7 protein-coding genes and 1 tRNA gene are annotated in these 12314 nt (G+C 68.0%); 5 read left to right on the top strand and 3 right to left on the bottom strand.

Translation table 11 applies throughout. The features are described 5' to 3' along the window. Positions 1–142: 142 nt before the first annotated feature. Both ACWPXE_RS18930 and recD2 read right to left on the bottom strand, forming a co-directional pair. On the bottom strand, positions 143–754 hold the full coding sequence (locus ACWPXE_RS18930) for a cold-shock protein (RefSeq protein WP_145679138.1): 612 nt from the start codon (positions 752–754) through the stop codon (positions 143–145). A 349-nt stretch (positions 755–1103) separates the two neighbouring features. Next, the gene (gene recD2 / locus ACWPXE_RS18925; protein ID WP_454019012.1) at positions 1104–3299 is read right to left on the bottom strand and encodes an SF1B family DNA helicase RecD2; all 2196 of its coding nucleotides are present in this window, start codon (positions 3297–3299) and stop codon (positions 1104–1106) included. Between the two features lie 240 nt (positions 3300–3539). Between recD2 and ACWPXE_RS18920 the strand changes: the two genes are divergently transcribed. Both ACWPXE_RS18920 and ACWPXE_RS18915 read left to right on the top strand, forming a co-directional pair. Beyond that, complete coding sequence (locus tag ACWPXE_RS18920) at positions 3540–5711, top strand: malate synthase G (protein ID WP_449226843.1); 2172 nt, start codon at positions 3540–3542, stop codon at positions 5709–5711. A gap of 550 nt (positions 5712–6261) precedes the next feature. Beyond that, positions 6262–8169, top strand: a complete 1908-nt coding sequence (locus tag ACWPXE_RS18915; RefSeq protein WP_454019011.1) for a methyl-accepting chemotaxis protein — start codon at positions 6262–6264, stop codon at positions 8167–8169. A gap of 112 nt (positions 8170–8281) precedes the next feature. Here ACWPXE_RS18915 and ACWPXE_RS18910 read toward each other — a convergent pair. Beyond that, positions 8282–8356: transfer RNA gene (locus ACWPXE_RS18910), tRNA-Val, on the bottom strand. A 234-nt stretch (positions 8357–8590) separates the two neighbouring features. Here ACWPXE_RS18910 and ACWPXE_RS18905 point away from each other — a divergent pair. The 3 genes from ACWPXE_RS18905 to glk all read left to right on the top strand — a co-directional run bounded on the left by ACWPXE_RS18905 (position 8591) and on the right by glk (position 12313). Next, the gene (locus ACWPXE_RS18905) at positions 8591–9469 is read left to right on the top strand and encodes an N-formylglutamate amidohydrolase (RefSeq protein WP_454019010.1); all 879 of its coding nucleotides are present in this window, start codon (positions 8591–8593) and stop codon (positions 9467–9469) included. Between the two features lie 461 nt (positions 9470–9930). Further along, entirely contained in the window at positions 9931–11328 is a 1398-nt protein-coding gene (otsA, locus tag ACWPXE_RS18900) for an alpha,alpha-trehalose-phosphate synthase (UDP-forming) (RefSeq protein ID WP_237904055.1), read from the top strand. 10 nt (positions 11329–11338) lie between these two features. Further along, positions 11339–12313: a glucokinase gene (gene glk / locus ACWPXE_RS18895; RefSeq protein WP_454019009.1), complete on the top strand. Its 975-nt coding sequence runs from the start codon at positions 11339–11341 to the stop codon at positions 12311–12313. Position 12314 lies beyond the last annotated feature (1 nt).

Raw genomic sequence — 12314 nt, 5'->3', positions numbered from 1 at the left:
CGCAGCATGCACAAGGTTTGGGCAAGATGGGGATTCACCACAACGACGCCGGAGCCTTGGGCAATGGCATCGGCGGCCCGGAAACGAACCGGGGCGCCTCCTTGCGGAGACGCCCCGGCCGTTCTTCAAAGGCTGAAGAGGCTTAGCGGTACTCGACCTTGCCGGCCTCAGGACCCTTCTGGCCCTGGCGGACGGTCACGCGCACCTGATCGCCTTCCTGGAGCGACTGCATGCCGGAGCGACGCAGAACGTTCACATGGACGAAGACGTCCTTGCCACCGGTGCTCGGCGTGATGAAGCCGAAGCCCTTGTCGGCGTTGAACCACTTGACGGTGCCGTCGACCTCTTCGCCGCCGCCGGCGTCGTTGCCCCAGCCGCCGCGGTCGTAACCGCCGCCGCCGCCGCCGTAGCCGCCACGGTCATAGCCGCCGCCGCCAAAGCCGCCGCCGGCGCCCGCGCGGGCCGGACGGGCCGGAGCGCGGGACGCGGTGGACGTGTCCACGGATTGAATGGAGGCAACCTGCGGGCCCTTCGGGCCGCGGGCGAGGTCGCAAACGATGGTCGCGCCTTCGTCGAGCGCGTCATAGCCGGCGGCCTGAACCGCGGAGACGTGCAGGAAGGCGTCGGGCGAACCGTCCTCGGGGGACACGAAGCCGAACCCCTTGGTGGGGTTGAACCACTTCACAGTGGCGGTAACGTTGGCCTTGGTGATCTCGGGAGCGCGGTAGCCCTGGCGGGGCGGGCGGTCGAACATGTGTCTTCAAGCTCATAAAGGATGCCGAATTATCTTTGTCACAGGGTACGAGCCGTCCGTCAAGCACGCCAAAGGCCAGACGCCCTTTCCTGCGACATTCGGCCAGGGGAAATCCGCCCGTTCGGAAGGGGTGCCGGTCCCGAAGACGCCCGGCACTGCCCACGGCGGCCTCCGCGCGCCCTCCCCCGCCCCGGCTCGGGGAAGGGAGGAGTTTCTTTCGCCAATTGAATAACTTAGGACATCTTCCACACTTTTCGTAAGAGGACGCGCCGCATACCGGGGCAGGCACCGCAAACGCCGCGCGCATACGTCTGTGACAAAATCCCGACATGGTTGTCTTTGCCAAGGGTCATAGAGGCGCCAGCCATTCCCCCAGTTTCGTCCAGCGCCGCCGCCCCTGCGTCCCACGCACCGCCATGGCGAGCGCGCGGCGCTGGCCGAGCATGACCACGAGCCGCTTGCCCCGCGTCACGCCGGTATAGATCAGGTTGCGGTGGAGCATCGTGTAATGCTGGGTCACCACCGGGATGACAACCACCGGGTATTCGGACCCCTGGCTCTTGTGAATCGTCGTCGCGTAGGCCAGGACGATCTCGTCCAATTCTCCGAAATCATAGGTCACCGGACGGCCGTCGAAGGTGGCCGTCAGCACGCCTTCTTCGGTATCAATGGCGGATACGATGCCGAGATCGCCATTGTAGACCTCCTTGTCGTAGTTGTTCTCAACCTGCATGACCTTGTCGCCGGGGCCAAAGGTCCAGCCGAATCGCTCGACTCGGGACTCGCCCGGTGGGTTCAGCACCCTCTGCAATTCGATGTTCAGTGAGCGCGCGCCGAGGCCCCCGCGATTCATCGGGCAGAGGATTTGCACGTCGCGCACCGGGTCGGCGCCGAATCGGCGGGGAATGCGGTCGCGGACCATCTCGATCAGCTTCGCCACCCCGGCCTCCGGAGTCACCGCCTCGACGAAGTAGAAGTCGCTGTCCTCCCCGGCCTTCGGCATCTCCGGCATCTGGCCGGCGTTGATGCGGTGGGCGTTGACGATGATGCGGCTGGTCGCCGCCTGCCGGAAGATTTCGGTCAGCCGCACCACCGGCACCGCGCCGGAGGCGATCACGTCGCCCAGCACCTGCCCCGGCCCGACCGAGGGCAGCTGGTCCACGTCGCCGACCAGCAGGAGGGCGGCCCGCCCCGGCACGGCGCGCAGCAGGGCGTTCATCAGTGGCACGTCGACCATGCTGGTCTCGTCCACCACCAGCAGGTCGCAGTCCAGCGGGTTGGTCTCGTCGCGCTTGAAGCCGCCGGCCTGCGGGTCGGTCTCCAGCAGGCGGTGGATGGTCCGCGCCTCCAGCCCGGTGCTCTCGCTCAGCCGCTTGGCGGCGCGGCCCGTCGGGGCGGCCAGCGCGATCGACACGCCCTTGGCCTTCAGCATGGTCAGGATGCTGTTCACCAGCGTCGTCTTGCCCACCCCCGGACCGCCAGTGATGACCAGCAGCTTCGACGTCGCCGCTTGGCGCAGCGCCTCCCGCTGCCCTTCGGCCAGCGTGATCCCGGCCTTCGCCTCCACCCAGGGAATGGCCTTCTCCGCGTCGATCTCCGGCCAGGGCACGGGGCCGCCGGCCAGCCGGCGCAGCCGCTCGGCAATAGCCCGCTCCGCCCGGTGCAGGCTCGCCAGGAACAGGCAGGGCTCGTCGCCCAGGCTGTCGGCGACCACCGCGCCGTCCTGCCGCTCCAGCTCCGCCGCGGTCTCCAGGATGGACGCGTCGATCTCCAGCAGCTTCACGGCCATGGGGATCAGCTCGGCCACCGGCACGCCGCAATGGCCCTGGTCGGTCGCCTCGGCCAGCGCGTAGGCGATGCCGGCCCGCGCCCGGATCATCGCGGTCTTCTCGATGCCCAGCCGGGCGGCCACCGCGTCCGCCGTCTTGAAACCGATGCCGCGGATGTCGCGGGCCAGCCGGTACGGGTTCTCGGTGATCAGCCGGATGGCGTCCGGCCCGTAGGTCTTGAAGATGCGCACGGCGCGCGAGGTGCCGACCCCGTGGCTGTGCAGGAAGATCATGATCTCGCGGATCACCTTCTGGTCGGCCCAGCCGGCGATGATGCGCTGCGCCCGCTTCGGCCCGATGCCGGTGACCTGCCGCAGCCGGTCCGGCTCCTGCTCGATCACGTCGAACACCGCCTCGCCGAAGGCCTTGACCATCTTCTTGGCGTAGACCGGCCCGATGCCGCGGATCAGGCCGGAGCCGAGATACTTCTCGATCCCCTCCACCGTGGTCGGCGGGGTGGCGCGCAGGAAGTCCGCCTTGAACTGGAGCCCATGGTTGCGGTCGTTCACCCAGGCGCCGCTGGCCTGAACGAACTCCCCGGCGCCGATGGTGGCGGCGTGGCCGACCAGCGTGACGAGGTCACGCTGCCCGCGCACCTTCAGCCGCAGCACGCAGAATCCCGTCTCCGGGCTGTGGAAGGTCACCCGCTCCACCAGCCCCGACAGCGGTTCCCGCGGGGGTCCCGCCGCGGTGGAGGCATCGCCGGATATGCTCATGCCACCCAACATAGGTGCTGGCGGGCCTTTGGGGGAGTTCCCCGCGCAACCGCCGCGGCGCGGCAATTCGGGGGAAGACCGCGACGCCGCGAATGTGTACCTTGTCGCGCGAATCCCGCGCCGGACACCGGACCGAACGGACCGCGCCGGAGCGGGATTGCGGTGAAAAAAACGTCAGCCAAAGAACGACAAACCGAAAAACCGCGGTGTCTACGACTTCGGAAGGAAAGAGCAGCAATGGTGACGGAACGCATTCAGGTTGGCGGCTTGCAAGTTGCCACGGAGCTTCACCGCTTCATCGAGAACGAAGCCCTGCCGGGCACCGGCGTGACGCCGGAGCAATTCTGGTCGGGCCTTGACGCAATCCTCCACGATCTGGCCCCGCGCAACCGCGCGCTGCTGGCCAAGCGGGACGCGCTCCAGGCCCAGATCGACGAGTGGTACCGCAGCCGCCGCGGCCAGCCGCTGGACCGCGCCGCCCACACCGAATTCCTCAAGGAAATCGGCTATCTCCTGCCGGAAGGCCCGGACTTCGCCGTGACGACCGAGAACGTCGATCCGGAAATCTCCACGACCGCCGGCCCGCAGCTCGTCGTGCCGGTGATGAACGCCCGCTACGCACTGAACGCCGCCAACGCCCGCTGGGGCAGCCTGTACGACGCGCTCTACGGCACCGATGCCATCCCCGACACGGACGGGGCGGAGCGCACCGCCGGCTACAACCCGAAGCGCGGCGAGAAGGTCATCGCCTTCGCCCGCGACGTGCTGGACCGCGCCGCGCCGCTGTCCGACGGGTCGCACGCCGACGCCGCCGGCTACACGGTGGACAACGGCCGCCTCGTCGTCGCGCTGAAGGACGGCCGCAGCACGGGTCTGGCCGAGCCGGAGCGTCTGGTCGGCTACAACGGCGCGCCGTCCGCCCCGACCGCCATCCTGCTGGCCGACAACGGCCTGCACATGGAAATCCGCATCGACCGCAGCCACCCGATCGGCAAGACCGACGCGGCGGGCGTCGCCGACCTCGTGCTCGAATCCGCCCTGACCACCATCCAGGACTGCGAGGATTCCGTCGCCGCCGTGGATGCCGAGGACAAGGTGCTGGCCTACCGCAACTGGCTGGGCCTGATGACCGGCAGCCTGACCGCCAGCTTCCCCAAGGGCAGCGGCACGGTGGAGCGCCGGCTGAACCCCGACCGAAGCTACACCAGCCGCAACGGCGAGACGATCACCCTGCCGGGCCGCAGCCTGATGCTGATCCGCAACGTCGGTCACCTGATGACCAACAGCGCGGTCCTGCTCAACGACGGCAGCGAGGCGCCGGAGGGCATCCTCGACGGCATGATCACCTCGCTGATCGCGCTGCACGACGTCAAGGGCGCCCGCCTCAACAGCCGCGCCGGCTCGGTCTACATCGTGAAGCCGAAGATGCACGGGCCGGAGGAGGTCGCCTTCGCGGACGAGCTGTTCGCCCGCGTCGAGGACGCGCTGGGCATCGCGCGCAACACGCTGAAGATGGGCATCATGGACGAGGAGCGCCGCACCACGGTGAACCTCAAGGAGTGCATCCGCGCCGCGGCGGCGCGCGTGGTGTTCATCAACACCGGCTTCCTCGACCGCACCGGCGACGAGATGCACACGGCCATGGAAGCCGGCCCGATGATCCGCAAGAACGACATGAAGTCGTCCGCCTGGATCAAGGCCTATGAGGACTGGAACGTGGACACCGGCCTGCTCTGCGGGCTCAAGGGCCACGCCCAGATCGGCAAGGGCATGTGGGCGATGCCCGACCGCATGGCCGACATGCTGGCCGCCAAGGTCGCCCACCCGCAGGCCGGCGCCAACACCGCCTGGGTGCCCTCACCCACCGCCGCCACGCTGCACGCCCTGCACTACCATCAGGTCAACGTCGCCGCCCGCCAGGAGGAGCTGGCCCGGCGCGAGCGCGCCAGCCTGGACGCCATCCTGACCATCCCGCTGGCCGACCGCCCCAATTGGTCGGAAGAGGAGATCCAGCAGGAGCTGGACAACAACGCCCAGGGCATCCTCGGCTACGTCGTGCGCTGGATCGACCAGGGCGTCGGCTGCTCCAAGGTGCCGGACATCAACAATGTCGGGCTGATGGAGGACCGCGCCACCCTGCGCATCTCCAGCCAGCACATCGCCAACTGGCTGCTCCACGGCATCACCACCGAGGCGCAGGTCATGGAGACGATGAAGCGCATGGCCGCCGTGGTGGACAAGCAGAACGCCGGCGATCCGCTCTACCGCCCGATGGCCGCCGACTTCGACGGCAGCGTCGCCTTCCAGGCCGCCTGCGACCTCGTCTTCAAGGGCCGCGAGCAGCCGAACGGCTACACCGAGCCGGTGCTGCACCGCCGCCGCATCGAGGCCAAGGCAAAAGCCGCCGGCTGAGCCGACACGCCCCCCGGCACGCACCGCAGGCCCTTTTCCGGAGGCCCTTCCCCGTTCGCGGGGGAGGGCCTTTTCTTTGCAACCCCGCAATAAAATGACCAGAACCAGGACACACAATCACGCCCCACAGGAAACAAAACAAAGATATTTGATTACAAACAAAACCACCGTCCGCTCACAACCTTTTTCCGAACAAACTCCCGCCCACGAACGTCTGATCATCGTACGAACCCTTTTCATACAGGAAACAAACCTTTTTCATAAGGCAAACACCCGCCATTAATCCGTAATAGGAACAACGGAAAACTTGATTCCAGGCTCGATTGGATGAATTGTCCGGCCGGAACATCTGATGGCGGCAAGTCCGCAGCAGAAATATATGGAATGGAGCATTGTCATGAATTTCTTGCACGCCATGACCATCAAACGAAAGACAACGCTGGTCTCGGTGTTTGTTTTTATCGTCATGGCGGTCGCAACATTCTCTGTCGGGACCGAAACATCGCGTCAGGAGCGTCACCTGCTCCACGTCCGCCAGACCGCGGACGAGGTGAGCGGCAAAGTGGTGCCGCTGAGCGAGCTGATCGCCAACATCCGTTACGACGTGGCTCAGGTGCAGCAGTGGTTGACCGACGTGTCTGCGACGCGCGGGCTGGATGGGCTGGATGACGGGCCGGCGAAGGCGGACGAGCACGCGAAGGGCTTCGCCCAGCACGCCGAGGCGGCCCATGCCATCGCGCGGGCGCTGGGGCTGACGGAGATGGTGCGGAGCATCGCCGCCACCCAGGCCGCCTTCCCGCCCTTCTATGAGCTGGGCCAGCGCATGTCCCGCGCCTACGTCGACGGCGGCCCATCGGCGGGGAACGCCATGATGGGGCAATTCGACGCCGCGGCCGAAGGCATGGACAAGGAGATGGAGCGGCTCCTCTCCACCATGGAGAAGGTGCGCGGGGATCGGCTGAACGGCCTCGACGCGGCGGTCACCAACATCGAATCCTCCACCGCCACGCTGAAGACCCTGCTGATCACGACGGCCACGGTCACGCTCCTTCTGATCGCCGCCTCCATCGTCTTCCTGCGCCGGGCCGTGGTCGGGCCGATTGACCGGATGCGGCTTACCATGACCGACATGGCCGCCGGCAACCTGCGGGCGGAGGTCGGATTCGAGGGGCGCGGCGACGAGATCGGCCAGATGGCCGATGCCGTGCGCGTCTTCCGCGAAGCCGGCCTGGAGAACGAACGCCTGCGCGCCGAACAGGAACATGCCCGCGCGGCCGGGGAAGAAGAGCGGCGCCAAGCCCTGGCCACCATGGCCGACACGGTGGAGCGCGAAACCCGCGCCGCCGTGGAGCAGGTGGCCCGGCACGCCGGGCAGATGGCCAGCAACGCCGAAGCGATGGCCGCTTCCGCCGGAATGGTCAGCGACAACGCCCAGAATGTCGCCGCCTCGGCAAGCCAGGCGCTGTCCAACGCCCAGACCGTCGCTGCGGCGGCCAACGAGCTGTCGGCCTCGATCCGCGAGATCGGACGGCAGGTGACCGCATCGGCATCGGTGACCGGACAAGCCGTGGAGAAGGCCGGTTCCGCCAGCGCGATCATCGGCCATCTGTGGGAGGCGGTGGAGCGCATCGGCGCGGTTGCCCGCCTGATCGGCGACATCGCCAGCCGGACGAACCTGCTGGCGCTGAACGCCACCATCGAGGCGGCCCGAGCCGGGGATGCCGGAAAGGGCTTCGCGGTGGTGGCGCAGGAGGTCAAGAACCTCGCCAGCCAGACCGCCCGCTCCACCGAGGAGATCGCCACGCTGATCACCGATGTGCAGTCGGTCACCAAGCAGGCCGTGGACCGGGTGGGCGAGGTTGCCGCGACCATCGACCAGGTCTCCGACATCTCCTCCTCCATCGCCGCCGCGGTCGAGGAGCAGGACGCCGCCACCCAGGAGATTGCCCGCACGGTCAACGAGACCAGCCACGCCGCGCAAGAGGTGTCCAGCCGCATCGCGCTGGTGTCCGAGGAGGCCAACCAGACCGGCGAGCGGGCCGGCGGCATGCGCGCCGTCGCCGGGGACGTGGCGCGGAGCATCGACGACCTGCAGAGCATCCTGGTGCGCGTGGTCCGCACCGCGACCAGCGACGTCGACCGCCGTCGCAACACGCGCTTCCCGATCGACCTGCCCTGCACCATCGACGGCGCCGGTGCCGGCACGGGCAGCAAGGCGCGGATCGCCAATCTCTCGTCCGGCGGCGCGATGATCATGGACGCGCCGATGATGACCGTGGGCACCCCCGGCACCCTGCGTGCGCCCGGCCTGTCCCGCCCCGTGCCCTTCACGGTAAACGCCTGCGAGCCGCGACAACTGCACGTGAAGTTCTGCGTGCCGGAGGCCGATCAGCCGGCGTTGGACCGCGATCTGGAAGCCCTGGTGCGCGGCGCGGCGGCGAACCGCAGCGCGGCCTGACGCACGACGCCGCAAGGCCCTTGCCCACCGGGGCGAGGGCCGACACCAGTCGGATGGCAAAGCCCAGATATGGCGAAGGCCGGAAACCCGTCTGGGTTCCGGCCTTCGAGGATGGTGGGCGCGACAGGGATTGAACCTGTGACCCCTACGATGTCAACGTAGTGCTCTCCCGCTGAGCTACGCGCCCATCCGTGTCGCCGGTCGGTTCGGGGTTCGGCATCCGTCTTGCGTCCCGTCCGGCGTGGGCGTGGGGTGTACCATCATCCCGGAGGTCTGGCAAGCCTGGATTTCACTTTTTTGCGGCCCAACGACGAACGCGGCCATTTTTTCCGCCGGCGGGACGGCAGGCGCCTCACATCTGTTGGGGCGTGAGCGGGACGGTGCGTGACAGAGCCGTCCGGGTCCACTACATCACAGTGCCATGGATGCTTCCGTCGACGCCGCCACACCGGAGCCGGCCTTCGAACTTCTGGCCCCGGACGAACAGACCAAGCCGCTGGTGCTGGCCTCGCCGCACAGCGGCAACCGCTATCCGGCCGAGTTCCTGGCAGCGGCGCGGCTCGACCCGCGCGCACTGCGCAAGTCGGAGGACTGCTTCGTCGACGAGATCTTCGCGGGCGCTCCGGCGTTGGGCATACCGCTGATCCGCGCGCTGTTCCCCCGCGCCTTCCTGGACGTCAACCGCGAAGCCTACGAGCTGGACCCGGAGATGTTCGCCGACCCCCTGCCGCCCTATGTGAACACGCGCTCGCCGCGCGTGGCCGCGGGGCTGGGCACCATCGCGCGGGTGGTCGCCAACGGCGAGGACATCTACCGCGGCAAGCTGCGCTTTTCCGAAGCGGTGCGGCGGGTGGAACAGTGCTACACCCCCTACCACGCCGCGCTGCGCCGACTGATCGAGGACACCCGCGCCCGCTTCGGCCACGCGGTGCTGATCGACTGCCATTCCATGCCCTCCCCCGGCCTGGGCGACCGTGACAACCGGCGCAGCGACATCGTGCTGGGGGACTGTTTCGGCAATTCCTGCGCCCCTGCGGTCACCGAGACGGCGGAGCGGTTCCTGCGCGGTCTGGGTTACACGGTCAGCCGCAACGCGCCCTACGCCGGCGGCTACACCACCCGCCATTACGGACGCCCGCGCCAGGGTGTCCATGTGCTCCAGATCGAAATCAGCCGCGACCTCTACATGGACGAGGCCACGCTGTCGCGTTTGCCCTTCCTGACCGTCCTGACCCGGCACATGCATGAGATGGTGGACAACATCGCCCACCTGCCACCCACCCCCCTTGCCCCGCGCTGACCAGCCCGTCGCGCCGGGCCGCGCACAAAAAAAGGCCGGGGCAAAGGCCCCGGCCCGAGTCTAGGGAGGAAACGCCCAAGAAGTGCGTTACGGCACCGCCCGCGTCGCAGACACGATCGATGCCGCACTGCACAATATGATGACGTCCCGTTCAGGGATCAAGAGGGAAAATGTTTTTGCATGTCATTCAATGGTTTAACCAAAGTTAAGACAAAGCTTCGACGCGGCGCAAACAGCCGTTTATGCTGCATTGCACACAGAATCCCGGCCCTGCTCCCGCACAATCTGGGGCTGGCGGCGCGCCCGCCAACCCACCCCGGTCCTTCGGCATAACCCATTCGACCGATAGGGAACCAACCCCCCACACGGTCGTTTTGTCCCTGCGCGTCCCGGGGTCTGCCCCGCCACACGCGATTCGGCCGCCTTTTCAAGCGGCCGTCCGGCACCGGAGAACCACCCACGTGAGCAGACTGGTCGTCGTATCCAACCGCGTCGCCCCCATCGACGAAGGCAAGCAGGCCGCCGGGGGCCTCGCCGTGGCCGTGCTGGCCGCGCTGAAAAAGACCGGAGGCATCTGGTTCGGCTGGAGCGGCACGGTGGTCGAGGAGGAATCGCAGAGCGAACCCCGGCGCACCGACGTCGGGCGCCTGACCTACGCGACGCTGGACCTCAGCCGCCGCGACTTCGAGGAATACTACAACGGCTTCGCCAACCAGACCCTGTGGCCGCTGTTCCACTACCGCGTCGGCCTGATCGAGGTCAGCCGCCGTACGCGCGAAGGCTACAAGCGGGTCAACGGCTATTTCGCGGAGAAGCTGGTCCCGCTGCTGCGCCCCGACGACATGGTGTGGGTCCATGACTACCACCTGATCCCTTTCGGCGAGGAATTGCGCCAGCGCGGCTGCACCCAGCGCATGGGCTTCTTCCTGCACACGCCTTTTCCGGCCCCGGAGATCCTGGTGGCCCTGCCGAACCACCGGGAGCTGATCCGGGAGCTGTGCGCCTACGACCTCGTCGGCTTCCACACCCAGGTCGACCTGCGCAGCTTCGCCGACTACATCCGGCAGGAGCTGGACGGCGAGGTGGAGGACCGCGGCCCCGAGGGCGGCATGCTGATCCACGCTTTCGGCCGCACGCTGCTGGCCCGCGCCTTCCCCATCAGCATCGACACCGAAAATCTGGTGGGCATCGCCGAGACCGCCGCCCGGTCCCGACACACTCAGCGGCTGAAGGAGAGCCTCGTCGGGCGGCGGCTGATCATCGGGGTGGACCGGCTGGACTACTCGAAGGGCCTGCCGCAGCGCTTCCAGGCCTTCGAACAGCTCCTGGCGGCCTATCCGGAGCATTGCAACCGCGTCTCTTTCCTCCAGGTGGCGCCGCCGAGCCGGGAGGACGTGCCGGAATACATCGCCATCAAGCGCGAGCTGTCGGAGCTGTCGGGCCGCATCAACGGACGCTTCGCCGAATTCGACTGGGTGCCGATCCGTTACCTGAACAAGAGCTTCGGGCGGCGCGTGCTGGCCGGCTTCTACCGCACCGCCCATGTCGGGCTGGTGACTCCGCTGCGCGACGGCATGAACCTCGTCGCCAAGGAGTATGTGGCCTGCCAGGACGCCGACGATCCCGGCGTGCTGGTGCTGTCCACCTTCGCTGGAGCCGCGCGGGAACTCGATTCAGCGCTGATCGTCAATCCCTTCGATATCGAGGCGGTGGCCGACGCCCTCCAGCGCGCCCTGACCATGTCGCTGCCCGAGCGCAAGGAGCGCCACGCCGCGATGATGCGCACCCTGCGCAGCCACGACATCGGCTGGTGGCGGGAAAGCTACGTCGATGCCTTGACGCGCGCGCCGTACGGGTGAAACTGATCCCATGACCACAGACCGCAACGCCGTTTCCGGCCCCGTCACCCTGGTCGCCGACATCGGCGCCACCAACGCCCGCTTCGGCCTGATCGACGGCACGGGCATCCACGGTTCGCGCGTGCTGCGCTGCGCCGACTTCCCGTCGCTGGAGGCGGCGGCGCTCGCCTATCTGGGCGGCGTGGCGCACGACGCCCGGCCCAGCCGCGGCGCCTTCGCCATCGCCGGACCGGTGACCGGCGACGCGGTGCTGATGACCAACCGCGGTTGGTCCTTCTCCACGGCCGAGGTGCGCGGCAAGCTGGGGCTGGAGCGGCTGGCCGTCATCAACGACTTCACCGCCGTCGCCCTGTCGGTACCCCGCCTCACCGCCGCCGACGTCCGTCAGGTGGGCGAGGGAGCGCCGGTGCCGGGCCGCGTCGTCGGCGTGGTCGGGCCGGGCAGCGGGCTGGGCGTGTCGGGGCTGGTGCCCGGTACAGAGGGATGGACCGCGCTGGCCGCGGAGGGCGGCCATGTCACCATGGCCCCAGTCAGCGACCGCGAGAGCGCCGTCCTGGCCCAGCTCCGCAAGAGCTTCGACCATGTGTCGGCGGAGCGGGTGCTGTCCGGGCCGGGGCTGGTCAATCTCTATCAGGCGCTGTGCGTCCTCGACCACCAAGAGCCGGAACCCTTCACCCCGGCCCAGGTGTCGGATGCTGCGACCGCCAACACCAACCCACATTGCGTGGAGGCGGTAGAGATGTTCTGCGCGATGCTCGGCACCGTGGCGGGCAACCTCGCCTTGACGCTGGGCGCGCGCGGCGGCATCTACATCGCGGGCGGCATCGTGCCGAAGCTGGGCACCCTGTTCACCCACTCCCGCTTCCGCAAGCGCTTCATGGAGAAGGGCCGGATGCGCGACTTCCTGGCCCCCATCCCGACCTACGTCATCACCCACGAGCTTCCCGCCTTCCTCGGTCTGGCGGAGGCCGCCGAGCGGGCGTAAC

It is taken from the genome of Azospirillum sp. Marseille-Q6669 (assembly GCF_965111635.1).
The sequence above is the reverse complement of the archived record's forward strand: the minus strand, read 5'-3'. Positions and strand labels throughout refer to the sequence as shown.